This is a genomic window from Prosthecobacter sp. (assembly GCF_044226605.1).
GTDB lineage: Bacteria > Verrucomicrobiota > Verrucomicrobiia > Verrucomicrobiales > Verrucomicrobiaceae > Prosthecobacter.
The window spans coordinates 236995-262993 of record NZ_JBGAGS010000010.1; the positions used below are offsets into that span (position 1 = coordinate 236995).

Annotated in this window: 26 protein-coding genes; 15 read left to right on the forward strand and 11 right to left on the reverse strand. The window is 60.7% G+C overall.

The genetic code is table 11. The annotated features are described in order from the left end of the window. Positions 1 to 146: 146 nt before the first annotated feature. Complete coding sequence (locus ACILSO_RS15925; protein WP_395738419.1) at positions 147 to 1484, reverse strand: hypothetical protein; 1338 nt, start codon at positions 1482 to 1484, stop codon at positions 147 to 149. 33 nt (positions 1485 to 1517) lie between these two features. After that, positions 1518 to 3728: an ATP-dependent RecD-like DNA helicase gene (locus tag ACILSO_RS15930; RefSeq protein ID WP_395738420.1), complete on the reverse strand. Its 2211-nt coding sequence runs from the start codon at positions 3726 to 3728 to the stop codon at positions 1518 to 1520. Positions 3729 to 3858: 130 nt separating this feature from the next. Here ACILSO_RS15930 and ACILSO_RS15935 point away from each other — a divergent pair, with 130 nt between their 5' ends. Then, the gene (locus ACILSO_RS15935) at positions 3859 to 4470 is read left to right on the forward strand and encodes a GNAT family N-acetyltransferase (RefSeq protein WP_395738421.1); all 612 of its coding nucleotides are present in this window, start codon (positions 3859 to 3861) and stop codon (positions 4468 to 4470) included. Here the strand turns inward: ACILSO_RS15935 and ACILSO_RS15940 are convergent. Continuing rightward, positions 4461 to 5201: a helix-turn-helix domain-containing protein gene (locus tag ACILSO_RS15940; protein WP_395738422.1), complete on the reverse strand. Its 741-nt coding sequence runs from the start codon at positions 5199 to 5201 to the stop codon at positions 4461 to 4463. The genes ACILSO_RS15935 and ACILSO_RS15940 overlap by 10 nt on opposite strands. Positions 5202 to 5293: 92 nt before the next feature. Between ACILSO_RS15940 and ACILSO_RS15945 the strand changes: the two genes are divergently transcribed. The 5 genes from ACILSO_RS15945 (at position 5294) to ACILSO_RS15965 (ending at position 11432) form a co-directional block, all read left to right on the forward strand. Then, positions 5294 to 7861, forward strand: a complete 2568-nt coding sequence (locus tag ACILSO_RS15945) for a discoidin domain-containing protein (protein WP_395738423.1) — start codon at positions 5294 to 5296, stop codon at positions 7859 to 7861. Positions 7862 to 7943: 82 nt separating this feature from the next. Continuing rightward, entirely contained in the window at positions 7944 to 8189 is a 246-nt protein-coding gene (locus tag ACILSO_RS15950; protein WP_395738424.1) for a hypothetical protein, read from the forward strand. 215 nt (positions 8190 to 8404) lie between these two features. Next, complete coding sequence (locus ACILSO_RS15955) at positions 8405 to 9364, forward strand: HlyD family secretion protein (RefSeq protein WP_395738425.1); 960 nt, start codon at positions 8405 to 8407, stop codon at positions 9362 to 9364. Positions 9365 to 9369: 5 nt separating this feature from the next. Next, the gene (locus tag ACILSO_RS15960; protein WP_395738426.1) at positions 9370 to 10299 is read left to right on the forward strand and encodes an ABC transporter ATP-binding protein; all 930 of its coding nucleotides are present in this window, start codon (positions 9370 to 9372) and stop codon (positions 10297 to 10299) included. Further along, positions 10296 to 11432, forward strand: coding sequence for an ABC transporter permease (locus tag ACILSO_RS15965; protein ID WP_395738427.1), 1137 nt, complete (start codon positions 10296 to 10298; stop codon positions 11430 to 11432). Before ACILSO_RS15960 ends, ACILSO_RS15965 begins: the two co-directional genes overlap by 4 nt. 507 nt (positions 11433 to 11939) lie before the next feature. Here the strand turns inward: ACILSO_RS15965 and ACILSO_RS15970 are convergent. Next, positions 11940 to 12911 (reverse strand): amidohydrolase family protein, encoded by a 972-nt coding sequence (locus ACILSO_RS15970; RefSeq protein WP_395738428.1) that lies wholly within the window; start codon positions 12909 to 12911, stop codon positions 11940 to 11942. A 96-nt stretch (positions 12912 to 13007) separates the two neighbouring features. On the opposite strand from ACILSO_RS15970, the gene ACILSO_RS15975 reads away from it, so the two are divergent. Beyond that, positions 13008 to 14477 carry a PQQ-binding-like beta-propeller repeat protein gene (locus ACILSO_RS15975; RefSeq protein WP_395738429.1) on the forward strand — a complete coding sequence of 490 codons (1470 nt, stop codon included), beginning with the start codon at positions 13008 to 13010 and terminating at the stop codon, positions 14475 to 14477. 4 nt (positions 14478 to 14481) lie between these two features. Here the strand turns inward: ACILSO_RS15975 and ACILSO_RS15980 are convergent, their stop codons facing one another. The 3 genes from ACILSO_RS15980 to lpdA form a co-directional block, all read right to left on the reverse strand. After that, positions 14482 to 14709: a hypothetical protein gene (locus ACILSO_RS15980; protein ID WP_395738430.1), complete on the reverse strand. Its 228-nt coding sequence runs from the start codon at positions 14707 to 14709 to the stop codon at positions 14482 to 14484. A 14-nt stretch (positions 14710 to 14723) separates the two neighbouring features. Continuing rightward, positions 14724 to 15125, reverse strand: coding sequence for a hypothetical protein (locus ACILSO_RS15985; protein WP_395738431.1), 402 nt, complete (start codon positions 15123 to 15125; stop codon positions 14724 to 14726). 133 nt (positions 15126 to 15258) lie between these two features. Then, the gene (lpdA, locus tag ACILSO_RS15990) at positions 15259 to 16635 is read right to left on the reverse strand and encodes a dihydrolipoyl dehydrogenase (RefSeq protein WP_395738432.1); all 1377 of its coding nucleotides are present in this window, start codon (positions 16633 to 16635) and stop codon (positions 15259 to 15261) included. Between the two features lie 289 nt (positions 16636 to 16924). On the opposite strand from lpdA, the gene ACILSO_RS15995 reads away from it, so the two are divergent. Both ACILSO_RS15995 and ACILSO_RS16000 read left to right on the forward strand, forming a co-directional pair. Continuing rightward, positions 16925 to 17911 carry a S1C family serine protease gene (locus tag ACILSO_RS15995; protein WP_395738433.1) on the forward strand — a complete coding sequence of 329 codons (987 nt, stop codon included), beginning with the start codon at positions 16925 to 16927 and terminating at the stop codon, positions 17909 to 17911. Positions 17912 to 18004: 93 nt separating this feature from the next. After that, complete coding sequence (locus ACILSO_RS16000; RefSeq protein ID WP_395738434.1) at positions 18005 to 19018, forward strand: PDZ domain-containing protein; 1014 nt, start codon at positions 18005 to 18007, stop codon at positions 19016 to 19018. Between the two features lie 9 nt (positions 19019 to 19027). On the opposite strand, the gene ACILSO_RS16005 is transcribed toward ACILSO_RS16000, so the two are convergent. After that, complete coding sequence (locus ACILSO_RS16005) at positions 19028 to 19450, reverse strand: type II toxin-antitoxin system VapC family toxin (protein WP_395738435.1); 423 nt, start codon at positions 19448 to 19450, stop codon at positions 19028 to 19030. Next, complete coding sequence (locus ACILSO_RS16010) at positions 19437 to 19682, reverse strand: hypothetical protein (RefSeq protein WP_395738436.1); 246 nt, start codon at positions 19680 to 19682, stop codon at positions 19437 to 19439. Before ACILSO_RS16010 ends, ACILSO_RS16005 begins: the two co-directional genes overlap by 14 nt. A gap of 104 nt (positions 19683 to 19786) precedes the next feature. On the opposite strand from ACILSO_RS16010, the gene ACILSO_RS16015 reads away from it, so the two are divergent. The 5 genes from ACILSO_RS16015 to ACILSO_RS16035 all read left to right on the forward strand — a co-directional run bounded on the left by ACILSO_RS16015 (position 19787) and on the right by ACILSO_RS16035 (position 23719). After that, positions 19787 to 20572, forward strand: a complete 786-nt coding sequence (locus ACILSO_RS16015) for a hypothetical protein (RefSeq protein ID WP_395738437.1) — start codon at positions 19787 to 19789, stop codon at positions 20570 to 20572. Between the two features lie 78 nt (positions 20573 to 20650). Next, positions 20651 to 21940, forward strand: coding sequence for an aminopeptidase P N-terminal domain-containing protein (locus tag ACILSO_RS16020; RefSeq protein WP_395738438.1), 1290 nt, complete (start codon positions 20651 to 20653; stop codon positions 21938 to 21940). Positions 21941 to 21944: 4 nt separating this feature from the next. After that, positions 21945 to 22670, forward strand: a complete 726-nt coding sequence (locus ACILSO_RS16025; RefSeq protein ID WP_395738439.1) for a 16S rRNA (uracil(1498)-N(3))-methyltransferase — start codon at positions 21945 to 21947, stop codon at positions 22668 to 22670. Between the two features lie 47 nt (positions 22671 to 22717). Beyond that, complete coding sequence (locus tag ACILSO_RS16030; RefSeq protein ID WP_395738440.1) at positions 22718 to 23068, forward strand: DUF5329 family protein; 351 nt, start codon at positions 22718 to 22720, stop codon at positions 23066 to 23068. Between the two features lie 87 nt (positions 23069 to 23155). Continuing rightward, positions 23156 to 23719, forward strand: a complete 564-nt coding sequence (locus tag ACILSO_RS16035) for a hypothetical protein (protein WP_395738441.1) — start codon at positions 23156 to 23158, stop codon at positions 23717 to 23719. Positions 23720 to 23752: 33 nt separating this feature from the next. Here the strand turns inward: ACILSO_RS16035 and ACILSO_RS16040 are convergent, their stop codons facing one another. Further along, on the reverse strand, positions 23753 to 24334 hold the full coding sequence (locus tag ACILSO_RS16040) for a molybdenum cofactor guanylyltransferase (RefSeq protein WP_395738442.1): 582 nt from the start codon (positions 24332 to 24334) through the stop codon (positions 23753 to 23755). Continuing rightward, positions 24331 to 24786: an MOSC domain-containing protein gene (locus tag ACILSO_RS16045; protein ID WP_395738443.1), complete on the reverse strand. Its 456-nt coding sequence runs from the start codon at positions 24784 to 24786 to the stop codon at positions 24331 to 24333. The genes ACILSO_RS16040 and ACILSO_RS16045 overlap by 4 nt, the downstream gene beginning before the upstream one ends. A 46-nt stretch (positions 24787 to 24832) precedes the next feature. On the opposite strand from ACILSO_RS16045, the gene ACILSO_RS16050 reads away from it, so the two are divergent. Continuing rightward, entirely contained in the window at positions 24833 to 25864 is a 1032-nt protein-coding gene (locus ACILSO_RS16050) for a Gfo/Idh/MocA family protein (protein WP_395738444.1), read from the forward strand. Positions 25865 to 25999 lie beyond the last annotated feature (135 nt).

Consider the following 25999-nt stretch of genomic DNA (forward strand, 5'->3'; position numbering starts at 1 on the left):
TTGCGACGAAGGAGAATGCGCATCGTCCTATTGAAAGCGTGGCGGCGAAGGAGGCGCTGATGGACAGGCAGGAACCGGAGCGCAGCGCAGATAGCCAGCCGAAGGCTGCCCGCAGGGCGAACGCAGTGAGGCAATGCCTGCCGTACTTATTTGAAGACGCGCTTGAGCACGGCTTTTTCGTCGGGGGTGAGGGACTCGCGCCAGACTTGCTCACCTCCCTGCCCTGCGTTTTGAATGGAGCCGGCGGCTTGCGGGCCTTTGGCGGTCTTGTCCACTTCGTGTTTTCCATCCTGAAGGGCGAGCATGTTGCCGACCTGGGCGCGTGACATGTCGGTGTTTGAAACAGCTTCGTTCTTGTTGGTGCCGAAGTCGTTTTCTTCATCGGAGAGTGTCAGTGGCGCGGTGCCCGGGCCGCGGGTGATGCCGCCTTTGCCGGGGTTTTCGCCCATGCCTTCCTTTTGAAGCTTGCCGAGGAGGGAGGCGAGCTCATCGTCCTCCCCTTCCCCATCGCCGAGGAAGCCGGGGTTTTTGCACATGCCGTTGCAGGCGCCGGCCTTGTTTTTCATGGACTCGCTGAGCTGCTTCATCTGCTCCGCAGAGAGGGTTTTCAGATTTTTGGGGTCGATGCCCTTGATGGCATCCAAGAGCGACGGGTCGATTTCTAACGAGCTGGACTTCATGTCCGCAAGGGCCTGATCGAAGTCTTTGAGCAGGTGCTCCTTGGCGGCGACGGAAAGCTGATCGGCGTAATTTTTCAGCGCGTTGAGACTGCGCTCTGCGGTGGTGAGGTTTTGGGCGAGCTGCTTGATGTCGCGCTGAAGCTGCTCCTTGAGGGTGTCTCCGGCATTGAGGCTTTCATGGCTGAACCACTTCTCAGGTGGCTGATCGCGGAGATCGGAGATCTTGGCGAGCTGCTCTTCTTTTTCTTCTTCGGTGACGATCTGCTCTTCCTTGAGCTTTTCCAGCCAGTCCTCCATCTGCGCCCAGGCCTGAGGCTCGACGACGGGACCTTTGGCTTCTGCGTCTTGAGCGACTGGCAGGAGAATGGCAAGAGCAAGACTGCCTGCGAAAGCTAGGAAGGGACCGCTGACGGACTGCCAGCGCCAGCGGAAGCCGTCGTCCGCAGCAGCGACGAGCGAGGGCCAAACGCCGCGGCCTGCCATGGCGGTGGTGAGCGCATTGTGCAGCTGCAACTCCGACTCAAGCCGGACAAGGGCCTGGGAGGTGGAGACGAACTGATGCCGAGCGAGCAGCCAGCTGATGAGCATCAACGCAACAAAGACGGAAACGACCCACGGCCAGAGCTGTTGAAAGCCCAAATCCATGCCGCGTGAGCGGAGGATGAAGATGGTGGCAAAACCGACGACTCCCGCCATGACAAGGAGGGGCATGGACCGCGCGAGCCACCAGCCGAAATTCACCTTGCGCTGCGTGCGGCGCGCCTGTCTCAGCCAGGCGGAGGAGAGCTGAAGTTGGTCCGTCATGGCGGGAGTGATACGCGATCACGCGGCAAATGACTAGGACAATAATTGGCGAAGGCCGGTCCAGCGCTTGCGGCTTTCCTGTTTGCTGACAGCAAGGGACAAAGCGCGCTCTGCTCCGACGAGGACGCACAATTTTTTGGCGCGGGTGATGGCGGTGTAGATGAGGCTGCGCTCCAGCAGGACGTAGTGCTGGGTGCTGACAGGAATGATGACGCAGGGGAATTCGCTGCCCTGGCTTTTGTGAATGCTGAGGGCGTAGGCGAGCTGGAGTTCATCGAGCTCTCCGGGCTCGTACTGCACGAGGCGGTCGGCCTCGTAGCGGACATGAATTTTGACGGGATCGGGATCGATGGTGACGATGTGGCCGATGTCGCCATTGAAGACTTCCTTGTCGTAGTTGTTGTGCGTCTGGATGACTTTGTCGCCGACCCGGAAGGTGGTGCCGAAGCGCTCGATTTCGAATTTGAGTTCGTTGGGCGGGTTGAGCGCGAGCTGCAGCGATTGATTGAGCGAAACGGTGCCGAGGAGGTTGCGATTCATCGGGGTCAGCACCTGGATGTCGCGGATGGGATCGAAGCCATACTTGGCGGCGAGGCGGGTGTGGGCGAGCTCGACGAGGGTGTGCTTGATCTCTTCAGGTTCCGTTTCCGGGAGGAAGAAGAAGTCGCTGCTGCGCGCGGTTTTCAGATCGGGGACCTGACCGCGATTGATGGCATGAGCGCTGGTGATGATGCGGCTGCTGGCGGCCTGACGGAAGATCTCGGTGAGTTTCACGCAGGGGACGCGCTCGCTGGCGATCAAGTCATTGAGCACCATGCCGGGACCGACGGAGGGGAGCTGATCGGCATCGCCCACAATGAGGAGATGGGCGCCATCTGGCAGGGCGGCGAGGAACTGCGCCATGAGCGGGGCATCGATCATGGAGGCTTCATCGATGACGAAGAGATCTCCAACGAGAGGCTTGCCGCGATGGCGGCCCCACTGGCCTTCGCCCTGGTATTCGAGGAGGCGGTGCAGGGTCTTGGCCTCAAGGCCGGTGCTTTCAGCGAGGCGCTTGGCGGCACGGCCGGTGGGTGCGGCGAGGACGAGCTTGATCTGCTTGCTCTGCAGAATGAGCAGGATGCTGCGCAGGATGGTGGTCTTTCCCACACCGGGGCCGCCGGTGATGATGAGGAGGCGATGACGCAGGGCCTCGCGCACGGCGCGCTGCTGGCTTTCGGCGAGCTCTTTGCCGGTCTTTTTCATCACCCATGCGAGGGCGGCGTCTTCATCGATGGCCGGGTAGGCCGCAGGAAGGGAGGCGAGGGACTTGATGTTGGCGGCGATGCTTTGCTCGGCGGCGCGGAGGTAGGGGAGGTAGAGGAATGAGGTGGACGTGGCGGAGTCTTCGGTGCGGGCAGAAGTGCCCACATCACTCATGATGCGCTCGACTTTGTCGCTGGTGATGAGGGCTTCGATTTGGGGGGCGATGAGAGCTTCGACGCCGAGGAGTTCGGCGGCTTTTTTGATGACCTCGGTTTCGGGGAGGCAGCAGTGGCCGCTGCTGGCGGCAGTTTCGAGGACGTGGAGGATGCCTGCTTTGATGCGCTCGGGTGCGTCTTCCGCGACGCCGAGCTGATAGGCGATGTCGTCCGCGGTTTTGAAACCGACGCCGCGAATGTCCTGCGCGAGGCGATACGGGTTTTCTTTGAGCACGGCCTGCGCTTCCTCGCCGTACGTTTTGTAAATGCGCAGGGCACGGGAGGAGCTGATGCCGTGCTGATGCAGGAAGAGCATGATGCCGTGAATGGACTTCTGCTTGATCCAGGACTCACGGATTTCGAGGCGGCGTTTTTTGCCAACGCCTTCGACGTCCTCGAGTTTCTTGGATTCGTTTTCGATGATGTCGAAAATCTTGGGCCCGAACTTTTCCACCAGGCGCTTGGCGTATTTGGGACCAATGCCTTCGATCAAACCGCTGCCGAGGTAGCGCTCGATGCCGGCGAGGGAATCGGGGCGCTTCAGCTTTAACTCGTCGGCTTTGAACTGCGGACCGAAGTCGCGGTTCGGCTCCCAGACGCCGCGGGCTTCGAACTCTTCGCCGGCGACGACGCGCGGGGCTTTGCCGATGAGGCTGACGACGTCGTGTTTACCGGCGGGGACGATTTTCAGGATGCAGTAGCCGTTGTCCTCATTGTGAAACACCACGCGGTCCACGAGTCCGCGCAGGACTTCGGATTTGGCGGTGGTGCGTGGCGGCGGCATGGGGAGCAAGGCTAGCACTGAGGAAATGTGATTGCGAGCCGTGAAGCATGAATGAGGCGGAGACAATCAAGAGTCACCAGCGAGCGTTTGATCACGTAACCGATGAGACTTTATTGCCCCCATGCCTGCCATGATGCCCAGTTACCGCCTGCTGCTGCGAGACCAGCTTCCCGTGATCCTGCGCCCGCTGACGCCGGATGACCGGGAGCGCATTGCAGACGCCTTCCGCAGGCTCTCACCGGAGTCCACGTATTTCAGGTTCTGGACCCGGGTGCATGGGGCCAACCCCAAGTTCATCGAGCGGCTGTGCACGGACGACCAGGGCCAGCACCGCACGTGGGTGATCGTGATCGAAAACAACGACGACATTCCCGGCCTGGGCGGCGGGTCCTACTGGCGACTGGACGGGAATGAGGAATGCGCCGAGGTCTCCTTCACAGTGGCGGATGAATTTCAAGGGCAGGGAGTGGGAACGCTCCTGCTGGCCGTTCTATGGGAGGAGGCGCGCGAGGCGGGCATCCGGCAGTTTGTGGCGAACGTGCTGGATGAGAATCATGTGATGCTCACCTGGTGGGCCAGCCTGGGGGCCGAGAATGTGAGGCAGCCCAGCGGGGGATGGGAGCTGAGACTGAGGCTGGATGAAACTCTGCTGCCGGAATCCTCTGCCGCTCTCAGCCTGCGGCGAAGGCTCGCTTTCATCCGCGCCACATCCGCGGATGCTGAAGCGCCCTCTCAGCCATGATGCCTGCGGCGGAACTCCTTGGGCGTCATGCCGGTGCGTTTGCGGAACTGCTGGGTGAAGGCGCTTTGATCGCAGAAGCCGTGGTCGAGGGCGATCTCGATGATGGGCGTGGATGTCTTGGCGAGGGCTTCGGCGGCGGACTGGACTCGGGTGCGCAGCAGAAGCTCGTAGGGGCTGAGGCCGAGGGCGGCGCGCAGCTTGCGGTGGAGGTGGCGCTCTGAAACTCCGGCGGCGCGGGCGAGCTCGGCAGCGGTGATGACCTCGTGGCAGTGCTCGGCGGCGTAGCGCACGGCGGCGGTGACCTCGCGGACATCGTGCTGGCGCAGGCGGTCTTCATCGCGTCGGGTGATGCCCATGACGCCGATGACTCTGCCGCGCCGGTCGAGCACGGGCAGCTTGGTGCAGAGGAACCAGCTCAGGTTGCGCTGCTCATCGTACCAGACTTCAAGGCGGTTGATGAGCGGCCTGCCGCTGCGGATGACTTTCTGGTCGTCCTCGCGGTAGGCTTTGGCGACTTCAGGCGGGAAGAATTTTTCATCCATGGCGCCGACGAGTTCGCGCTCGTTTTTGATGCCGAAGCGCTCAAAGGTGGCGGTGTTGGCGGCGATGTGGCGGCCCTGGTCGTCCTTCATAAAGAAGAAGACGCCGGGCATGTGCTCGAAGACGGCGCGCACGCCCTGGGGATCGGCGATCCGGGCGAAGAAATCGGCTTGGAGGCGTGGCATCGTCATGGCCGGATTTTAACAAAAATTGGCAGTCTGTCACCAAAGGAGCGGCGGGTGACGTCAGTATATTCACAACGATTTCACCACCACTGTCCGTCATGCACCTCCGCCTTTTCTCCATTCTCGCGTTTGCCAGCACGGTTGCGTTTGCCCAAACGAAGCCGGCCTACACCTTTCCCATCAAGGCGCTGAGCGCGGAGGAGGAGCTCAAAACGATCGAGCTGCCGAACGGCTACAAACTGGAGCTGGTGCTGAGCGATCCGATCATCAAGGAGCCGACGGCCATCGTCTTTGACGGCAACGGCAAAATGTATGTGGTGGAGATGCGGACGTACATGCAGGACATCGACGGCACGGACGAGCTGACGCCGAAGAGCCGGATCTCGCTGCATGAATCGACGAAGGGTGATGGCGTGTATGACAAGCACAGCGTGTACCTGGACAACATTCTGCTGCCACGCATGGTGCTGCCGCTGGATGACCGGGTGCTGGTGGGCATCACGGACACGAACGACATCACCATGCACCGCGATGCGAATGGAGACGGCGTGGCGGATGAGCAATGGCCCTGGTATGTGGGCGGGCCGCGCGGCGGCAACATGGAGCACCAGCCGAGCGGCCTGGTGTGGGGTCTGGACAACTGGATTTACACCACCTACAACAGCTACCGCCTGCGCTGGAATGGCAAGGATGCGCCGCTGAAGGAGAATACGGCATCGAATGGCGGGCAGTGGGGTCTGGCACAGGACGACTACGGCAAGATGTGGTGGAGCAATGCGGGTGGCGAGAAGGGCCTGTGGAACTACCAGGCACCGATCCTCTACGCGGCGATCAATGTGCCGCAGCAGAAGAGCGAGAAGTTTGACACGGTGTGGCCGATTGTGGCGCTGGGTGATTTTCAGGGCGGGCCGGGGCGCTTTCACTCGCCTGAGGACCTGCGTCTGAACCATTTCACCGGCTGCGCGGGACAGACGATCTATCGTGGTGATCGTTTGCCGAAGGAGTTGTATGGCAATGTGTTTCTGCCGGAGCCGGTGGGCCGCCTGATCCGTCGTGCGATTGTGGACGTGAAGGACGGCATCACCACCGTGACGAACCCGTATGAGGCGGAGATGACGGAGTTCATCCGCAGCAGCGATCCGAACTTCCGCCCGCTGAACATGACCACGGGACCGGACGGCACTCTCTACATTGTGGACGCTTATCGAGGCATCATTCAGGAAGGCAACTGGGTGAAGCCGGGGAGTTTCCTGCGCGGCGCCATCGAGCCGACCGGCATGCAGCATGTGACCGGGCACGGCCGTGTGTGGCGTCTGGTGCATAAGGATACCAAGCTGGGGCCGCAGCCGAAGATGATCGGCGAGACGCCTGCGCAGCTAGTGGCACATCTGACGCACCCGAACGGCTTCTGGCGCGATACGGCGCAGCGCATGCTGATTGTGAAAAATGACAAGTCGGTGGTGCCTGCGCTGGTGGAGATGGCGGCGAAGAATGAGAGCCACCTGGCGCGCCTGCATGCGCTGTGGACGCTGGAAGGACTGGATGCGGTGACGCCTGAGATCGTGCGCACCTCCATGAAGGACGAGCACCCGCAGCTGCGTGCGAATGCGATCCGTGTGGCGGAGTCGCTGCTGAAGAAAGGCGACACTGCTTTGATCGCGGACATCAAAGGACTGCGTGCTGACAAGGACCCGACGGTGGTGCTGCAGACGCTCTACACGAGCCGCCTTTTCAACTGGCCGAACTGGAAGCTGGAGGCACAGACGGCGCTGATGACTTCGTCCAGCATTGGCGTGCGTGAGATCGGTGCGCAGTTGCTGGTGGAGGCGCCGAAGATCAGCGGCAGCTTCAGCAAGGATGAGAAGAAGCAGCTCGAACGCGGGCAGGAGATCTTCCGCTCGCTGTGCTTTGCCTGCCATGGATTTGATGGCGCGGGCATGCCCATCGCCGGCCGTGAAGGGGCCACACTGGCTCCGCCGCTCGCGGGTTCGAAGACTGCAGTGCAGGGAGACGCGATTGTGCGCGTGATGATGAACGGCCTCGCGGGTCCCATCAATGGCAAGACGTATGAGGCGGCGATGGTGCCGATGGCCACGAACAACGACCAGTGGATCGCTGATGTGACGAGCTACATCCGCAAGGCCTTCGGCAACAACGGCAAACTGGTGCAGAAGAAGGAAGTGGAGAAGCTGCGCAAGGAACTCTCCAAGCGCGTCGCGCCCTGGACGATTGAAGAGCTGCAGGCGCTTTATCCGCAGCCGCTGAAGGACCGCAGCGCGTGGAAGCTGACGGCCAGCCATGGTGCGAAGGATGTGGGCAAGGCCGTCGATGGAGACATCGGCACGCGGTGGGACACGCATGGCTCGCAGTCGCCTGACATGTGGTTTCAGATTGAGCTTCCTGAGGCGACGGAGATCTCCGGGCTGGTGCTTGATACTGGGAAGTCCCACAATGATTATCCGCGGCAATACAAGATTGAGCTCTCGCTCAATGGGACAGAGTGGGAGAAACCCGTGCTGCAAGGCAAGGGCGAGGCGGGGTCCGTGGAATACCTCTTCCCCAAGCCAATGAAGGCCAAGGCGATCCGCATTTTGCAGACCGGCGAAGCGAAAGGAACGTACTGGTCCATTCATGAGCTGGAGGTGCTGGGCGTGGTGAAGAAGTAGGCCCATCTCAGATCCGGGACGTAGAAGGCTATCCCCCAAAGATGAGTGCTTGAGGAAAGGTCCGCATGAGTGATTTTCGCTCATGCAAACGGTCACACTGCCAGATGCGCAAACTTCCCTGCCAAAACTTGCCCAGGCGGTTTTGGAGGGAGAGTGGTTTGTCATCCCTTTCGCGGGTAAAAAGATGGTGCTTCATCTCGCCGAAGATGATGATCTGCCTGTTCCGGCTCGTGAACCTGGCTACTTTGCGGACTGCCTTGAGGAGGACGAGTTTCGCGATCTGGAGATCGCGGCTGCAGCACATTGCCCCACCACACTGGTGCCATGAAGCAATGACTGCCGTGCGCTGTGATGTCATCTACCTCCTGCCGAAGAATCTTTTCCAAGGGAAACGAGGAGATGTTGCTCGCGAACGGCGGGGGTACCATCGGGCGCAAAATCACGGAGTGCTATCGCTTGCTGCAATCATAGATTGTTTCTGAGACGTCCGCACCTTGCGCCCCGTGCGTAACGGGGTAACCAGTGCCGCGTCCTCCCTTCCCCATGAAGCAGTTGTTCCATTCCCTCGGTTGCGTGGTGCTGATCTTTGGCTTGCTTGGCTGCAAGCGTCCGCCATCCAATGTTTTGCAGGGTTATGTGGAGGGTGAGTTTGTGTATGTTTCAGCGCCACTTGCCGGCAAGCTGACGAAGCTGAATGTGCAGCGAGGTTCGCAGGTGAAGGAGGGCGATGTGCTGTTTGAGCTGGAGAATGTGGCGGAGACAGCGACGCGGAATGAGGCGAGCCAGCGGGTGCAGCAGGCGAAGAACACGCTGGCAGATGCGCAGAAGGGCAAGCGGCCGACGGAGATCGCGTCGCTGGAAGCGCAGCTGAAGCAGGCGCGTGAGGCTTCATCCCTGGCTGAGATCGAGCTCGCAAGGCAGATGGAGCTGACGAAGTCGGGCGCGGTGGCGGTGGACAGCACGGACCAGGCGCGCAGCGCGAATGTGCAAAACCACAAGAAGGTGGAGCAACTGGAGGCAGACCTGAAGACCGCCAATCTGGGCATGCGCAGCGATGCGGTGGCCGCGCTGGAAGCGGAGGTGAAGGCGCGTGAGGCGGCGCTGGCGAAGGCGGCGTGGGACCTTTCGCAGAAGCAGCAGAAAGCACCGCTGGCAGGCGTGGTGAATGATACGCTGTATCGCGAAGGCGAAATGGTGGGGGCGGGCAAGCCGGTGGTGGTGCTGCTGCCGCCGGCGAACATCAAGGTGCGCACGTTTGTGCCACAGACGCGGCTGACGACGCTGAAGGTAGGAGATGCGGTGAAGGTGCGGCTGGATGGAGTGGCCGAGGCACTGAATGCGAAGGTGAGCTTTATCGCGGCGCAGGCGGAGTACACGCCGCCGGTGATCTACAGCCAGGAAAACCGCAGCAAGCTGGTGTTCATGATCGAGCTGAGGTTTGACAATGAGGTGGCGGCCAAGCTGCACCCAGGGCAGCCGGTGGATGTGGAGTTTGCGCCTTGAAACCGATGAGCGAGGAACTGGCCATCGACGTGAAAGGGATGACGAAGCGATTCGGCACGCGCACGGTCGTGAACAAGATCGACCTGCAGGTGAAGAGAGGCGAGATCTATGGATTTCTGGGTCCGAATGGCAGCGGCAAGACCACCTTCATCCGCATGCTGTGCGGGCTGCTGAAGGCGGATGAGGGCAGTGGCACGTGCCTGGGGTTTGACGTGATCAAGCAGAGCGAGGAGATCAAAAAGCAGGTGGGCTACATGACGCAGAAGTTCAGCTTTTATGAGGACCTGAGCATCCGCGAGAATCTGGACTTTGTGGCGCGCATGTATGGCGTGAAGGATCGGGCGAAGGTGGTAGAAGATTCCATCAAGCGACTGGGCCTCGCAGGGCGTGAGCAGCAGCTTGCGGGGCAGCTCTCCGGCGGGTGGAAGCAGCGGCTGGCGCTGGCGGCGTGTCTGATTCATGAGCCGAAGCTGCTGCTGCTGGATGAACCCACGGCTGGTGTGGACCCGAAGGCGCGGCGGGATTTCTGGGAGCAGATTCACCAGCTTGCGGCCGAGGGGCTGACGTTTCTCATCACGACGCATTACATGGATGAAGCGGAGCGCTGCCATCGGCTGGCGTATATTGCGTATGGGGATTTGCTCACGCATGGGACGGTGCAGGAAGTGGTCGAGAGCGCGCACCTGACCACCTGGCAGGTGAAGGGCGGCGATCTGCTGAAACTGGCGGGTGAGCTGCGGGGCAAACCGGGCATTCATCAGGCGGTGGCGTTTGGCAGCAGTCTGCATGTGAGCGGCGGGGATGAGGCCGCGCTGGAGAAGGCCATCGAGCCGTATCGCAAGGATCATGAATGGACTCAAATTCGCTCCGGGCTGGAGGATGTGTTCATTCACCTGATGGACAAGTCGAAGGACAACTTTGCCGCTGCCGCATGAACCGCTATTTTTCCATCACCCGATTTTTGGCGATCATCATCAAGGAGTTCATCCAGATGCGGCGGGACCGTGTGACTTTTGGGATGATGATCGGGATTCCGATGCTGCAACTTTTGCTGTTTGGCTTTGCCATCAACTCGGACCCCAAGCACCTGCCCGCAGCGGTGCTGATGAATGACGATGGGCCGCAGGCGCGCACGCTGCTGAGCGCGATCCGCAACAGCAGCTATTATGAGTTTGTGCGGCAGGTGCACAGCGAGGACGAAGCGCGCGAGGTGCTGGAACATGGGGAAGTGCAGTTTGTCGTGACGATTCCGCAGGATTTCTCGCGCGATCTGCTGCGTGGAGACAAGCCCACGCTGCTGGTGGAGGCGGATGCGACGGACCCTGCGGCGACGAGCAATGCGATCAATATTCTGCGGCCGCTGCTGACCACGGCGCTGCAGAATGATTTCAAGGGGCCGCTCGCTTATCTGGCGCAGAGCGTGGCACCGATCGACCTGCGGATTCATGCGCTGTACAATCCGGAGGCGGTGACGCAGTACAATATCGTGCCGGGCCTGATGGGCGTGGTGCTGACGATGACGATGGTCATGATCACGGCGCTGGCGATCACGCGGGAGCGGGAGCGCGGCACGATGGAGAATCTGCTCTCCATGCCGACGCGACCGTTTGAGGTGCTGCTGGGGAAGATCATTCCGTACATCTTTGTGGGGTACATTCAGATCACGCTGATCCTGCTGGCGGCGCATTTCTTGTTTCATGTGCCGATGATGGGAAGCCTGGGGCCGCTGTTTCTGGCGGCGTTTGTTTTCATCGCGGCGAATCTGGCGGTGGGCATCACCTTCTCCACCCTCGCGGCCAATCAGCTTCAGGCGGTGCAGGGTTCGTTCTTTTTCTTTCTGCCCTCGCTGCTGCTGTCTGGGTTCATGTTTCCGTTTCGCGGCATGCCGCAGTGGGCGCAATACATTGGCGAGGTGCTGCCGCTGACGCATTTCCTTCGCATCGTGCGCGGCGTTCTGCTGAAGGGAAACACGCTGATGGACATCTCGCTGCAGCTCTGGCAAATCGCGCTGTTTGCGCTGGTGGCGTTGTTTATCGGGGTGTTTCGCTACAGGCAGACGCTGGATTGAGGGCGCTTAGACCAAGAGCAGTTGAAAAGGGGTTTGTTAGTGTGCCAGCCGCAGGCTGGCTCTTAAAGTGGTCCGCTCAGTCCTCTGAGCGGAACGCAGGCCGCAAAGCCAACGCATGCCCCCTGACACTCAAAGTCCGAACCTCTTCCTTTCTGGCTTGTTCGACACACGCTCGCTCGTTCCGCTCAGAGGACTGAGCGGACCACTTTGCTGGCGCTCTCGCGCTGCCATGGGTGTCTATCCTCCCTGAGGATGGCTCTATCATCCAACTCGGCTGCCCACCAACCTTATGCGGCGTGGACGAAGACTCGTTTTCAACGGTTCATGGTATTAGACCAATACTGCCTGCGCTTTGCGTTTTGGACTGCGCTGGCCCTCCGGCGCTTTCGAATGTTTCATGTCCCGCGAAAGCTCCAGAGGGCTGGAGCACTCAAAAACGCTGACGCGGTTTTCACCACGCCGCAGCGTGAGGGACGGGCGGGCTGTCGCCACACCCGTCCTACGGGGTCACAGGCGGTAAAACTTGGTCGCATTGCCAGACCAGAGCTTGCGCTGATCTTGGAAGGGGCGTGACGCGACGATCTGATTGAGCGCCTCCACCCAGCCACGGACGCGGCTGCCGAGAAGGCACACCGGCCAGTCGCCGCCGAAGAAGACGCGGTCGGGGCCGAAGGCATCGAGGCAGTGATTGACGACAGGGGCGAGGTCTTCGGCGCGCCATTCTCCCGGGGGGACGAAGGCGACGATGCCGCTGATCTTGCACATGACACCGGGGCAGGCGGCGACGGCATCGATGCCGCGCTTCCAGCCGTCGGCGGTGCAGGTGCGGGGGAGGCCGGGGCCGAGTTTGGGATTGAAGGCTTTGGGATCGCCATTGCCGCAGTGGTCGAGGACGAAGCGGGTTTCAGGGCACTGCTGGATGAGCTTCACGGCATCGTGCAGCTCGGTGGGGCGCATGGTGAGTTCGAAGTTGAGGCTGTGTCTGCCGAGGGTCTGCACGCCGCGCACGAACTCGGGGCGCAGGCAGTAGCCGCGCGGGGTGGTGGGACGATGCAGCACCTCGCGCAGGCCTTTGACGATGCCAGTGCCTGCGTAGCGCTGGACGTAGCTTTCGAAATCGGCGGAAGCTGGGCGGCCGCCGATGGTGGCGGCGACGGTGGGGGTATTGCGCGCACGGATTTGCGCGACGATGGCGTCGGCTTCTTTGACGTGATCTTTGGGATCGACATCGACCTCCATGTAGATGGCCTTCACGTTGAGGCCGTGAGTGGCTTCTTGATACTCCGGAGTGAGGAAGTCATGACGCAGAACCTCGGGCGCTGTTTTGAGCCACGGAGGATTCACGAAGTCGCCGCCCCAGAGGTGCTGGTGGGTGTCGATGATCAGCTTGTCCGCACGCCGGGTGGTTGTGGTGCAGGAGGAAGCCGTGAGGGCTGCGGCAGACGCGGAGGCGGTGTGAAGGAACTGGCGGCGGTTCATGTGGGAGAAGGCTGTACGCGTCATCAAACGGCACCTTGTCATCTCGTTTCAAGCCTTGCCTGAGTGAAGTGCTGAAACTGCAGCGTTGGAAGCTCAATGTCCTTCTTCCGCGTCGCGTTTGTCCTGCTCCCCATCCTGTCGTTTGCCGCCGATCAACCCCAGTGGGGCCAGGCCTGGACGCGTAATCTCGTTTCGGAAGAAAATCATCTGCCAGAGAGTTTTGATCCCGTCACAAGACAGAATGTGAAGTGGGTGATGGATCTCGGCACGCAGGGGCACTCCACGCCGGTGGTGGCAGGAGGGCGCATCTTCATCGGCACCAACAATGCCAATCCGCGTGATCCGAAGCACGTCGGTGATCGGGGCGTGTTCATGTGCCTGGATGAGAAAGACGGCCATCTGCTGTGGCAGCTTGTGGTGCCGAAGCTGGAGGACGACAAATACTTCGACTGGCCGGACGTGGGCATGTCATCCGAAGCCACCGTGGAGGGTGATCGCGCTTATCTGGTGACGAATCGCGGCGAAGTCGTGTGCCTGGACGTGCATGGCATGGCCAATGGCAACGACGGCCCCTACCAGGATGAAGGCAAACATCTGGCCCTGCGGGATCAGCCCGCACTGATGCCCGGCCCGCTGGATGCGGACATCGTGTGGCTGCTCGACATGAAAGAGGCCTGCGGCATCTGGTGCCATGACAATGCGCACAGCTCCATCCTCATCCGCGGCGACCACCTTTACCTGAACACCGGCACCGGCGTGGACAACACGCACCGCTTCATCCGCAAGCCGGATGCGCCGAGCCTGATCGTGGTGGACAAGAACACGGGCAAATACCTCGCGCGGGATGACGAGCACATCGCGCCAAACATCTTCCACGCGACCTGGTCCTCGCCGAGCTTTGCGCAGGTGGATGGCAAGCCCACGATCTTCTTTTGCGGCGGCAACGGCATCACCTATGCCTTCGAAACGCTGGAAAACGCATCGCCGACGGATGCGGTGGTGACGCTGACGAAGCGGTGGCAGTATGACCTCGACCCCACCGCGCCCAAGACGCAGGTGCATCAGTTCACACAGAACAAGCTGGAAGGACCGAGCAACATCTACGGCATGCCGGTGCTCGCCGATGGCAAGCTTTTCATCGCCGGCGGCGGCGATGTGTTCTGGGGCAAAAACGAATCGTGGCTCAAATGCGTCGATCCGCGTGCCGGCAAAGAAGTATGGAGCCACCCCCTCGGCAAACACACGCTGACCACTGCCGCCGTGCATGACGGCCTCGTGTATGCCACCGATGCCGACGGCACAGTACATTGTGTCGATGAGAAAACGGGCGAAGGCATCTGGACCCACGCGATGAACGGCACCTTCTGGGCCTCGCCGATGATCGCCGACGGCAAGATCTACCTCGGCACCCGCAAAGGAAACTTCTGCGTGCTGGCCGCCGGCCATGAGAAAAAGGTGCTCTGCAATCTCGAACTCAAAGCCCCCATCAGCGCGAGCACGACGATGGCGAATGGCGTCGTCTATGTCGCGACGATGAAGCAGCTTTGGGCGCTGGCGCTGCCTTGATGATTCAATGGCTTTGCGATTTCCAAATGGCAAAGGCAGCCAGGCCCACCAGCCCCAGCGACAATAGAACGCCGAATACGCCGAAGATGATTTCGAGCGTTATCCAAACCCATCCAACATTTCGCCATTCACGGCGTTTTTTCAGCCGGTAGGTGCTGCTGAGCAGGTAGCGCCAGCCTCCGATCATCGCATCAGCGAAGTCAACTCCGCTGATGAGATCATCAAGAGGCATGGCTGCTGTTGAAGTTAGTGATGGGAGCTGGAAGACGCATTCAACAAGACTCGTGGAGCGGCCAAGACGGCTCTTTCGTTGAGAATACGATAGAGACGTTTTGCCTTGGCTGGCCCATTGAACATGGTTCCTTTATGTTGAATCTCAAACCCAAACGCTGACAAACGAGGCACCGCAATAGCCGTGGCAGTATAAGTCTGAGTGTCTATGATCGAACGATCATAACCAGAAGCCACTAGTTTACTGCCGGGCAGCATACGATCATTGGCAATATTTGAGCGTATCACTGAATCAACAAGAACTGCAGCCTGATCTTCTGTGACCTGGTAGGCATAACCCTCTTTGATTGTTGAGTGTGTGCCAGAGCAAGCATTTAACAATGTGCAGGCAAGAAGCAGAGAAAAGAGTGATTTCATAAGTGCATTAAACTTATCTATTTGGTTTGGATGAGCGAATATCCCGGCCTCATGGATACATAAAAACTGGCGTGCCCATAAAGAGCACGCCAGAAAAAGTTTCAGATTGTTGCGACCGAGATCACGCTACGACTCACACGTGAATCGGATGCCCCTTAGCGACTTCCGTAGCCTCCTTGACCATCTCGGACAGGGTCGGATGGGCGTGGATGGTGGCTTCGATTTCGTCCCAGGTGGCTTCGAGATTCATGGCGAGGCCGATCTCGGCGATCATCTCGGTGCTTTCGCTGCCGATCATGTGCGCGCCAATGATTTCGCCGTGAGGCTCGCCGTAGAGGATCTTGACGAAGCCTTCGGGCTCGGCGGCGGCGAGGGCCTTGCCGCTGGCCACATAGGGGAACTTGCCGACCTTGAACTTGAGGCCCTTTTCCTTGGCCGCGCGTTCGGTGAGGCCGATGCTGGCCACCTGCGGATGGCAGTAGGTGCAGCCTGGGAAGACGCCGACTTTCTTGGGCTTGTGCTTGGTGAAGAGACCTTCGACGCACTGCACGGCCTCGTAGCTGGCCACGTGGGCGAGCCAGGGCGGCCCGATGATGTCGCCGGCACCGTAGATGCCTTTGACGGAGGTTTGATAACGGTCGTCGGTCTGGAGCCAGCCGCGGTCGGTGAGCTTGATCTCGATGCCGCCGGGCAGCACGGGAGCGACGCCGATGGCGACGAGGCAGACGTCTGCTTCGAGGGTTTCATTGGCTGCGCCTTCGACGGTGATCTTCACGCCCTTGCCGTCTTCGGAGGTGCCGGTGACTTTGGTGTTGGTGAGGATGCGGATGCCGGCCTTCGTCAGGCTCTTTTCCAGGGTCTTGCTGACTTCGGTGTCTTCCACAGGAAGGATGTCCGGCAGCATTTCAACGACGGTCACCTTGGTGCCGTAGGCGTTGAAGAAGTAGGCGAACTCGATGCCGATGGCGCCCGCGCCGATGACGATGACGCTCTTGGGCTGGGTGGCGAGGGTCATGGCTTCCTTGCTGCCGATGACGGTCTTGCCATTGAAGGGGAATCCTGGCATCGGGCGGCTCTTGGCGCCGGTGGTGATGAGGATGTTGGCGGCGTCGTGGGTTTCCTTTTTGCCGTCTGCGGCTGTCACTTCGACCTTGCCGGCGGCAGGGATGCTGGCGGTGCCTTTGAGGTAATCGACCTTGTTCTTCTTGAAGAGGAATTCGATGCCTTTGTTCAGCTTGTCGCTGACGCCACGGCTGCGGCCGATCACCTTGGACCAGTCATACTCGACGCTGCCGATCTTGAGGCCGAACTCTTCGGCGCGGTGGGTGAGGGTGTGGTAAAGCTCGGCGTTTTTGAGGAGAGCCTTGGTGGGAATACAGCCCCAGTTCAGGCAGGTGCCCCCGGCGCGGTCGTTTTCGACGCAGGCCACTTTCTTGCCGAGTTGAGCTGCGCGGATGGCTCCGACGTAGCCCGCAGGCCCGCCGCCGATGACGATGAGGTCGTAGTTCATGTAAAGAGTGTGATTGGGGGGTAAGACGCCCGAGAGAAGCGCAGGCCGGGGGGATGTTCAACCGGGGAATCAGGGTTCCCTCGGCGGGCTTTTTCCGGATGACGGCGCCGGGAGGCGTCTGGGAGTAAGCGCCCGACGCAGCCTTCAGGGCGGATAGGCTGATGGATGATGCTGCCTCCGGCGACCCGCCTGTGGGAGCCGATGGAGGATTGACAGAGGGGGCGGAATTGAACACTGTACGCTGACAATTTTCAAAGGTTCGGACCGTTGGTATTCAGGCTGCCGTTTCATGCGCTCCACTTTTTTGCTTTTTTCCTCCCTTATCTTGCTCTCCGGGCAGGCATGGTCGGCTGATCGACAGATGGAGAGCAAGGGAGCCAAAACGGACATTTCCGCCCTGCTCAAGGTGCAGAGTGATGTGCAGAAGCTGCTGCCAAAGGTGAGACCGGCGCTGGTGGCCATCCAGACCGGGGGCGGGACGGCCAGCGGGGTGATCATTTCCGCCGACGGACTGCTGCTAACGGCCGCCCACGTACCCAATGGGCCGGGCAAGGAGATGCGGGTGATTTTTGAAGACGGCAGCGTGACCACGGCCAAGTCTCTGGGCCTGGACAAAACAACGGACGCGGCGCTGGCGCAGCTGAAAGACCGTGGCAAGCCCTGGCCTTTTGTGAGCCTCAGCCGTGAAGTGGCCAAGGCCCAGCCCGGAGAGTGGTGCTTTGCGCTGGGGCACCCCGGCGGCTTTGACAAGGCGCGCGGGCCGGTGCTGCGCGTGGGCAAGATCGTGAAGCAAACCGCCAACAGCCTGCACACGGACTGCATTCTGATGGGAGGCGACTCGGGCGGGCCGCTCTTCAATTCCAATGGCGAGGTGATCGGCATTCACAGCCAGATCTGGGAGGGGCGGGACCAAAATGTACATGTCTCGATGGCTCCCTTCCTGCGGTCCTGGGATGCGATGCAAAAATCCCAGGTGATCAAGACCTGGGGAATCGGTGCCGGTGGCTACCTGGGGGTGGCCACGGTGATGAACGACGATCTGGAACTGAGCGTGGCAGATGTGATCGATGGGTCCCCTGCCCTGAAGGCCAGCATCCGCGCCGGGGACATCATCCTGAGCGTGAATGGCGAGGCGATGACGGACCAGCAGCAGTTCAGCGCCACGGTGCGTGCCCGTGCCGCCGGCGACACCCTGAAGATCCGGCTGCGGACGCATGGCAAGGAGCGCGACGTCTCCGTGCAACTGGCTCAAAAGCCGCAGGAGGAAGGAGAATAAGCAATGACGGATGACGCATGCGGCATGAAGAGTGGAAGGCCTGCGCTGAGCCGCATTTCGCTCGTGTGTTCGTTGGTGCTCCGGCATTCAGCCATGGTGTGTCTCCTGGGTCCTCTTTGCGCCCAGGCGGACTCCCCGCGGCCCACGCTGCCCCCTGACCAGCGCACGAACGGAAAGCAAACACTCACGGCGGTGGAGAAGCTGAAGCCGCTCACGGTCTCCTGCGCCGCACGAATTGAGAGCCTGCTCGGGAGGCCTATCTGCACCGCTACCATCGTGGGAGAAGACGGGTATGTTTTACTCAAGGCGAGCGAAGTGCCAGAGCTGCAGAAAGCACGCATCAAATTTAGCGACGGGCGCACGGCGGACCTGCGGGAGGTGCACCGGGAGACCCGCCTGGACCTGCTGCTGGCGCAGGCGGTGGGCATCACCGGGCTGAGGGCTGTTTCATTTGGGGGCGCGCATGCGCTGACCATGGGGCAGTGGCTGTGCAGCGTGGCGGATGCGGGGACGGAGCCGCGGATCGGCATTGTGAGCGCCAAAAATCGCCGCATTGCCGGTACGGGCGCGGCGCTGGGCATCCGCATGGATGAAAAATCCACCAAAGACGGCAAGGGCGTGCGCATCGTGGGCATTGCCAGTGAGAGCCCGGCCGAAGTGGCGGGCCTGCAGGAAAATGACGTGCTGCTGACGATCGCTGGCGAGAAGGTGGCGGAGTTCCGCCGGGTGCATGACATCGTGAACAAGCGGCAGCCCGGAGAGATCATCGAGGTGCACTACCTGCGCAAAGACAAGGAGGAAACCTGCCGCGTGCGTCTGGCCAGCCGTACCAAGGTGCTGCAAAACTGGGAGGGCGAGGACTTTGCCAACGGCGGAGTCTCCCTGCGCAGCGATAATTTTCCGGAGGTGCTGCAGCACGACATTCCGCTGATGCCCTCCGACATGGGCGGCCCCGTGGCCACGCTGGAGGGCAAGGTCGTGGGAATCAACATCGCCCGCGTGGACCGTGTGACCACCTTTGCCCTCCCGTCGGAAGCTTTTTGGACGGAAGCGCAGCGGTGGATCAAGGAGGACCGCCATCCGCCGAAGGCGGTGCCGGCGGAGTGAGGCAACGCTCTAATCCGCCCAGTTTTCAAATCGCAGCCCAGGCACCTGGGCAAAATCCACGGTGTTTCGTGTCAGCAGCAGCGCATCATGCGCGAGTGTGATGCAGGCGATTTTCAGATCACGCGTCCCGATGCGTACGTTTTCACGGCGCAGTTTCAGAAAAAGGTCGGCCGATTCCTTATCCCAGCCCAGTACAGTCCATTTGGCAAACACATCCACACTCATGTGCATGCGCCTGTAAACTTCGATTTGCTCGTGCGGGCTGGCCGACCTGCGATTCAATTCCGCCAGCCATCCACGCATGGACTCCTCAATGGTGACCACGGTCAGAGATGCGTCATCACCGGACGCATCCACTCGGGCGCGCAACCGTTCACCTGACTCCGAGGCGCTCAGGAACTGCCGGAGCATGTTGCCGTCAAAGACCAGCATGAGTCTTCGGCGTTGCCTGCTCTTTCTCCCAAGTCTGCGTTTTTGCCCATGCCTCGCCTGCATCCATCGCTGATTCAAAAATCGGATCCTCGGCAAAGGCACCGAAGGTGCTCATCCATTCCCGTTTTGGGTGGAGGGTCACCTCCTCAGCATTGCCGGCAGGCATGCTGGCGGGTTGTGTAGATGCAACGGCCATGGATTTGATTTTACACCCGGCCCCTTTCAAATTCAAGGCCCGCCTTTCCCGGCATGTCTGCATCTCAAGGCGGTGCCGGCGGAATAAAAGGGAGTGCACGCTGAGGGCTGCGGTGCAGAGTCGGGCGCTTGCATCGAACCATGAATGTTACTCGAACTGCCACCACGATTGCTCTGGCTCTCATCTGCGGCTGCTTGTGTGATTGCGCGAGCACGGATTCGGCAGGACCGCCACAAGTGACGCTGGGCTTTGTGCCTCCGGGATTGAGCATCAAAAGCCGCACAACGGTTCCGGCCTTGAGCGCCGGGCAGGCGAAGGAAAAGCAGATGAACGCTCTGGAAACTGCGTGGCGCGTGCAGCCGGAAACCAAAGTGATCCACCTCGGAACAGCGGGTGCCATGAGGGTTATCCATGTGCCCTCGCGTCCAGAAGTGCTGCAGAGAGACTATCCCGGACTTGCCCGCGGTCTTTCGAACATGAAGGACTTCATCAACTCGAACCCGGTGACGTATCCTGACTCGCCGCAGCCGGATTTTCTTTTTGCGAACGCCAGTGTTTACATTCGAGCGAAGTTTCGCTGCCTCGACCTTCCGTGGGGGAAGGCTGTGATGATGCTGGCGCAGTACACCCAAGGGCCCGGTCCGCCGCCGCCGAACAGTGATGATCTGCGCATCTGGATCCGCGGGATTTCGAAGGATGCTTTGCAAGGCAAGGGTGGCTTCTGCCTCTCGGGAGAGCTGAAGGTGGCGCACCCGCAGTTGAAATCCAGAGACGCCGCCTGCGCGGAGGTCGAGGGGCAGGATGAGGAGAAGGCGATCGCGGAAGGGGAGAAATGGCTCAACACCCTGCCCGACGAGTCATTCAGCCCCTCTTTGCAGGACATTGAACGGATGCTGCGGGAGCTGAAAACGGGGGATGCCCCTTAACTCGGTCATGTGCTCGACTTTCGGAGAAAGTCAGCCACAATCGGGTCCTGCTGCAAGCGGGACGCTTGCCCTACACCTATGCGCTACCAACCTCTGCCTGCCGAACTGTTTGTCTCCAACCGTCAGCATCTTTACGCGAAGCTGCCGCCGCAATCCGTGGTCATCGTGCATGCCAATGATGTGCTGCCGACGAATGCGGACGGCTCGCTGAGCTTCATTCAGAACAGCGACCAGTTTTACCTGAGCGGGATTGACCAGGAGGAGACGATCCTCGTGCTCTTTCCGGACGCGGCGGATCCGAAGCAGCGGGAGATGCTGTTTGTGCGTGAGACGAATGAGCACATCGCCGTATGGGAAGGCGAGAAGCTGACGAAGGCGCAGGCCAAGGAACGCAGCGGCATCGAGCGCGTGCACTGGCTGGAGGAATTTGAGGTGCAATTTCGCAGCGTGATGTGCCAGGCGGACCATGTCTTCCTGAACTCGAACGAGCACACGCGCGCCACCATTCCGACGGAGACGCGGGAGACGCGCTTCACACGGCGCTGCCAGCATGAGTATCCGCTGCACGACTACCGCCGGCTGGCGCAGCTGATGCATGAGCTGCGGGTGATCAAGAGCCCGCATGAGATCACGGCGCTGAACGAGGCCATCCGCATCACGGGCGACGGCTTTGACCGCCTGCTGAAGTTTGTGAAGCCGGGGGTGCATGAGTTTGAGATCGAGGCGGAGCTTTGCCACGAGTTCATCCGCCAGCGCGGACGCGGATTTGCCTACACGCCGATCATCGCCACGGGAAAAAACGCCTGTGTGCTGCACTACATCACCAACCACTGCCAGTGCGAAGATGGCGAGATGCTGCTGCTGGATGTGGCGGCAAACTACGGCAACTACAACGCCGACCTGACGCGCACGATTCCGGTGAACGGCAAATTTACGCCGCGCCAGCGTCAGGTGTATGATGCGGTGCTGCGTGTCTTCAAGGAGTGCTGCAAGATGCTTCGCCCGGGCGTGATCATTCGTGAATACCAGGAGAAGGTGGGACTGCTGATGCAGGAGGAGCTGCTGGGGCTGGGTTTGATCACTCAGGAAGACATTGCCAAGCAGGATCCCGAGAAGCCGGCGTACAAAAAATACTTTCCGCATGGCACCTCGCATCCGCTGGGGCTCGATGTGCATGACGTGGGGCACATGTGGAAGGCCGTGCAGCCGGGCATGGTCTTCACCGTGGAGCCGGGCATTTACATTCGTGAGGAAAAGCTGGGCGTGCGGCTGGAGAACAACATCTTCATCGGCGAGACGGAGAACATTGATCTCATGGCGCATATCCCCATCGAGGCGGATGAGATTGAAGCCCTCATGAAGCGCTGACCACATGTCGCTGCCGCGTTTTCATCTGCCAGCTGCTGAATGGGCTGCGCCACATCTCACGCTAAGCGACGATGAGGCGCAGCATTGCAGCCGGGTGATGCGCAAGCAGGCGGGGGACAGCATTGAAATCTTTGATGGCGAGGGGCGCGTGGCGGTGTGTGAGATCACGCATGTTTCCAAAGCGGAGGTGCAGGCGCGCATCATCTCGGAGTCCTGTGTGCAGCCTTTTCAAACTTCGATCCATCTGCTGCCTGCGCTGATCAAAGGGGAGCCTTTTGAGTGGCTGCTGGAGAAGGCGGTGGAGCTAGGAGCGGCGAGCGTGCAGCCGGTCATCACGGAGCGGACGGTGATTCATCTGGATGCGGCACAGGCCGAGAAGAAGCTGGCGAAGTGGCGGCGGCACATGATTGAAAGCGCGAAGCAGTGCCACACGCCGTTTGTGCCGGAGTTTAAAGCGCCGGCTGCGTTTGCCGTGGGAGTGAAATTCCAGGCGGACTTCAAAGTGGTTCCTGCGCTCAGCGAGCGGAGCCGCACGCTCAAGCAGGCGCTGCCGGAATCAAAGCCGGCTAGTGTGGCGGTGCTGATCGGGCCGGAAGGTGATTTCACGGCTGAAGAGGAAGCGCAGGCATTCGCGGCGGGCTTTGTGCCTGTGACGCTGGGGCCGCTGGTGCTGCGTGCGGAAACGGCCAGCATCGCGACGCTGGCGATTCTGGGGCATGAATTGCGCTGAATCGGGACGGCCTTGAATCTGGGCAGGAACGATCATTGAATACCGCCATGACATCGAAACTCATCACCCAGATTGTGTGCCTGCTGTGTTTCTTTGCCATCCTGCCCGCGGCAGAGCCCGGAGAGAAGGTAAAAATTGAGGCGCTGATCTCGCACATTCAGGGATTGGAAGGCGCGACCTTCATCCGGAATGGCAGCGAGTACACTGCCGCGAACGCCGCCAAGTTTCTGCGCGCGAAATGGGGCCGGGCCGACAAGGAGGTGAAGACAGCGGCGGATTTCATCGCCAAGGTGGCCTCGACCTCAGGGACGTCTGGCAAGCCTTACATGATCCGGTTCAAGGATGGAAAAGAGGTGCCGTGCGGCGAGTATCTGACGGCACAGCTCAAAAAGATGTGACCGGGGTGTGCCGAGGCACATGCGCCATTGATCGGGACGGCTCTCAAAGGTGTTGTCCTGCTGCTTCAGGCGGCCTTATTCTGGAACATGAAAACTCACCTCATACGCTCCCACCTTGTTCTCCTCCTGACGGCATTCACGCTCATGGCGCTTTCGGTTCTGCAGGCAGAGCTGCCGGGTGAAGAGGCTATTTTGAAGAAAGGTGGTCCGGACGCAGCGAAGCTCATCGACAAGGCCAGGGACATTCTTTGCAACACCCAGGTCTTTGCCTCGCGCGCCTTTGGCGAAGGAGGCTCTCCCACCGATGCCTGCTGGGCGCTCACGGTGATCGTCCGCTATGACCCTGAAGCAAAGTGGTTGTTGAACGAGCTGTTTGAGAGTGCCGAGTTCCCAGAGCAGCGGCTGTATGGAATGGCCGGCTTGATCGCCCTGGATCCGAAGGCAAAGGACCGCTTCACTGAAGAGAAGCTGAAGGAGTTCTCGGAGGAGCGGGTGTACACACAGTTTGGCTGTGTGGGAGAGGCGAGTACTTTTGGAATACAAAGGCACATGCTGCTCCAGGACAACTACACGGGTTATTACCTCTTCAAGAACCTGCCCTCATTGTATTCCACCACGACGGTGCCGCGGCCCAAGGAACCCGCCAAATGACCCGATGCGCCCGCCGGGAAACGGAGCGGCGCATTACTTCAAATCCGCCGGCGTGTTCACGTTGTGGAAAAACGGCATCTGCTGATCTCCCAATGCATGGGTGATGGCGAGCCCGGTGTGGACGGCGGCTTCGATGATGTGCTGGAGTTTGAAGTCTTTCCTGGCAAGCGCGTCCTGCATGAGGGGCAGCATGGCGGGGACGTAGAGACCGGCCAGGGCTTCGTCTCCATGAGGGCCGCGGAAGAACCAGCCTTTGTCCGGGCTGTCGTGCTTGTGAAGCTGCTCGCGGAGAAAAGCGGCGGTCATCCATGGCATGTCCACAGCGAGGACGAGGAGGGGCATCTGCACGAGTTCCAGGCAGCGGGTGATGGCGTCCAGCGGGCCGCCTTCCGCGTCTTCGGGATCGAGAACGACTTCCACTTCATCGCTGGGGCTGACGTAGAGGGGCTGATCTGCGCGGCAGGAGAGGAGCACGCGCTCAGCATCGAGGGACTGGAGCTTGTGCAGCTGGGCCTGCCAGAGATCCTGGCCATGCCAGTGGAGCAGGGCCTTGTCCTGTTTCATGCGGGTGGAGCGACCACCTGCCAGCAGTGCGGCGGCGAAGGGAGTGTTCATGAGGGGCGGAGGGTACCGTCGGTCAAAATTTTGGCGCGCAGGCCACCGTGGCCTTTGAGAGCGGCTTCGGCGCCTTCGGCGAAGGCCTGGTTCATCCAGTGGCAGGGAGCGGCCTCCTGCGTGCCGAGAAAACGAACCCCCTGCACCTCGAATTCGGTGCCGATGAGGGTATTGAGGTCGATGCCTTTGGTGATGATGTTGCGGCGGAAAGCCGAAGGTGGCACACCCATGACGCTGAACTGCTCACAGAGGCGCTCGTACTGCTCGTGCTCGAAGAAGGTGACCTGGCCCTTGTAGTCGTCCTTCCACCCAAAATAGCGATCACCGCGCAGGCCCTTGCCGGCAACGCATTCAACCTCAGGCACTTCGACGGTGGGCGCGGTGCCGGGCGGCTGGCCGTGATGACCGACGTAGATGTGCTCAGGAGAAATGAAGATGTGCAGGATTTGCATGCGGGGATTGGATGTTGGGTCCAACGTGCTGTTTATCCATACGTCTATGAACGCAACAGAGCAACCCATCCGCATCGGCATCATTGGTGCCGGAGGCATCGTCAAAACCCGCCACATCCCCGGACTGCGGGCCATCCCGAATGTGCAAATTGTACAGGTGACGAACCGATCCGTGGCGAGTGCCGAGGCCTTCTGCCGGGAATTCGCGCCGGAAGCGAAGGCCGTGGAGCGCTGGGAGGAGCTGGCATCGAGCGATGAGGTGGACGTGGTGTGGATCGGCACGCACCCGTACATGCACGCGGAGATGACGTGCTATGCGCTGCAGCATGGGAAGCACGTCTTCACGCAGGCGCGCATGGCGGCCTCGGTACCGGAGGCGAACCAGATGTGGGAGGCGTCCATTCGTTATCCGGAACTGGTCACGGCCATCTGTCCGGCACCGCAGGGCATGAAGGGCGGAGAGCTGGTGAAGAAGCTGCTGGCGGAGGGAGCAATCGGCACGCCGCACCAGGTGCTGCTGCACAGCTTCAATGACGCGTGGCTGGATGCTGCGAAGCCGGCGCACTGGCGGCAGCAGTCGGAGCTGAGCGGCATTCAGATTCTCACGCTGGGCATCTACACGGAAGTGTTGCAGCAGTGGCTGGGTCACATCGTGGAAGTGGAGGCACGCGGCAATGTGGTGATCCCGGAACGTGCGGGCGTGGAGGTGGACATCCCTGACTTCGTGCATGTGATGGCGAAATTCCGCAGCGGCATCGAGGCGACCATGCTCTTCAGCGGCGTGGCGGCGCATGCACCGACGGACAAGCTGTGGATCTTTGGCTCCGAGGGCACGCTGAGCTATGACTTTGCCACAGACGATCTGCAGATGGGCAAACGTGGTGGCAAGATGGAGTCGCTGACCGTGCCAGCGGAACTGCAGCGCAGCTGGACGGTGGAGCGGGACTTCATCGCCGCAGTGCGCGATGCGAAGGCGCCGAGGCCGCGCCCGGATTTCAACGAAGGCATGAACTACATGCGCGTGGTGCAGGCCGTGTGGCAGGCGATGGATGCCCAGGCGGCGGTGCGCGTGGTGTGAGAAGCGATAATGAACGCCTGCGGAATACACGGAACAAACGGAAAACAGACAGGAGCCCGAGGCAGTAGTCTCAGGTTTTGAACAGGCCGTTCACTCCGCTGTAACGACGGACTGGCTCTTGGATGGAAGCGTGTC

What these genes read in the sequence shown, in the direction of transcription:
- ACILSO_RS15975 (WP_395738429.1), top strand. Translation starts at nt 13,008, where the DNA reads ATGTCCTTCTTCCGCGTCGCGTTTGTCCTGCTCCCCATCCTGTCGTTT.
- ACILSO_RS16025 (WP_395738439.1), top strand. Translation starts at nt 21,945, where the DNA reads ATGTCGCTGCCGCGTTTTCATCTGCCAGCTGCTGAATGGGCTGCGCCA.
- ACILSO_RS15940 (WP_395738422.1), bottom strand. Translation starts at nt 5,201, where the DNA reads ATGACGATGCCACGCCTCCAAGCCGATTTCTTCGCCCGGATCGCCGAT.
- ACILSO_RS15930 (WP_395738420.1), bottom strand. Translation starts at nt 3,728, where the DNA reads ATGCCGCCGCCACGCACCACCGCCAAATCCGAAGTCCTGCGCGGACTC.
- ACILSO_RS16020 (WP_395738438.1), top strand. Translation starts at nt 20,651, where the DNA reads ATGCGCTACCAACCTCTGCCTGCCGAACTGTTTGTCTCCAACCGTCAG.
- ACILSO_RS15985 (WP_395738431.1), bottom strand. Translation starts at nt 15,125, where the DNA reads ATGAAATCACTCTTTTCTCTGCTTCTTGCCTGCACATTGTTAAATGCT.
- ACILSO_RS15980 (WP_395738430.1), bottom strand. Translation starts at nt 14,709, where the DNA reads ATGCCTCTTGATGATCTCATCAGCGGAGTTGACTTCGCTGATGCGATG.
- ACILSO_RS15925 (WP_395738419.1), bottom strand. Translation starts at nt 1,484, where the DNA reads ATGACGGACCAACTTCAGCTCTCCTCCGCCTGGCTGAGACAGGCGCGC.
- ACILSO_RS15945 (WP_395738423.1), top strand. Translation starts at nt 5,294, where the DNA reads ATGCACCTCCGCCTTTTCTCCATTCTCGCGTTTGCCAGCACGGTTGCG.
- ACILSO_RS16005 (WP_395738435.1), bottom strand. Translation starts at nt 19,450, where the DNA reads ATGCTGGTCTTTGACGGCAACATGCTCCGGCAGTTCCTGAGCGCCTCG.
- ACILSO_RS16040 (WP_395738442.1), bottom strand. Translation starts at nt 24,334, where the DNA reads ATGAACACTCCCTTCGCCGCCGCACTGCTGGCAGGTGGTCGCTCCACC.
- ACILSO_RS15965 (WP_395738427.1), top strand. Translation starts at nt 10,296, where the DNA reads ATGAACCGCTATTTTTCCATCACCCGATTTTTGGCGATCATCATCAAG.
- ACILSO_RS15970 (WP_395738428.1), bottom strand. Translation starts at nt 12,911, where the DNA reads ATGAACCGCCGCCAGTTCCTTCACACCGCCTCCGCGTCTGCCGCAGCC.
- ACILSO_RS15935 (WP_395738421.1), top strand. Translation starts at nt 3,859, where the DNA reads ATGATGCCCAGTTACCGCCTGCTGCTGCGAGACCAGCTTCCCGTGATC.
- ACILSO_RS16045 (WP_395738443.1), bottom strand. Translation starts at nt 24,786, where the DNA reads ATGCAAATCCTGCACATCTTCATTTCTCCTGAGCACATCTACGTCGGT.
- ACILSO_RS15995 (WP_395738433.1), top strand. Translation starts at nt 16,925, where the DNA reads ATGCGCTCCACTTTTTTGCTTTTTTCCTCCCTTATCTTGCTCTCCGGG.
- ACILSO_RS15955 (WP_395738425.1), top strand. Translation starts at nt 8,405, where the DNA reads ATGAAGCAGTTGTTCCATTCCCTCGGTTGCGTGGTGCTGATCTTTGGC.
- ACILSO_RS16030 (WP_395738440.1), top strand. Translation starts at nt 22,718, where the DNA reads ATGACATCGAAACTCATCACCCAGATTGTGTGCCTGCTGTGTTTCTTT.
- lpdA (WP_395738432.1), bottom strand. Translation starts at nt 16,635, where the DNA reads ATGAACTACGACCTCATCGTCATCGGCGGCGGGCCTGCGGGCTACGTC.
- ACILSO_RS15960 (WP_395738426.1), top strand. Translation starts at nt 9,370, where the DNA reads ATGAGCGAGGAACTGGCCATCGACGTGAAAGGGATGACGAAGCGATTC.
- ACILSO_RS16035 (WP_395738441.1), top strand. Translation starts at nt 23,156, where the DNA reads ATGAAAACTCACCTCATACGCTCCCACCTTGTTCTCCTCCTGACGGCA.
- ACILSO_RS15950 (WP_395738424.1), top strand. Translation starts at nt 7,944, where the DNA reads ATGCAAACGGTCACACTGCCAGATGCGCAAACTTCCCTGCCAAAACTT.
- ACILSO_RS16015 (WP_395738437.1), top strand. Translation starts at nt 19,787, where the DNA reads ATGAATGTTACTCGAACTGCCACCACGATTGCTCTGGCTCTCATCTGC.
- ACILSO_RS16000 (WP_395738434.1), top strand. Translation starts at nt 18,005, where the DNA reads ATGGTGTGTCTCCTGGGTCCTCTTTGCGCCCAGGCGGACTCCCCGCGG.
- ACILSO_RS16050 (WP_395738444.1), top strand. Translation starts at nt 24,833, where the DNA reads ATGAACGCAACAGAGCAACCCATCCGCATCGGCATCATTGGTGCCGGA.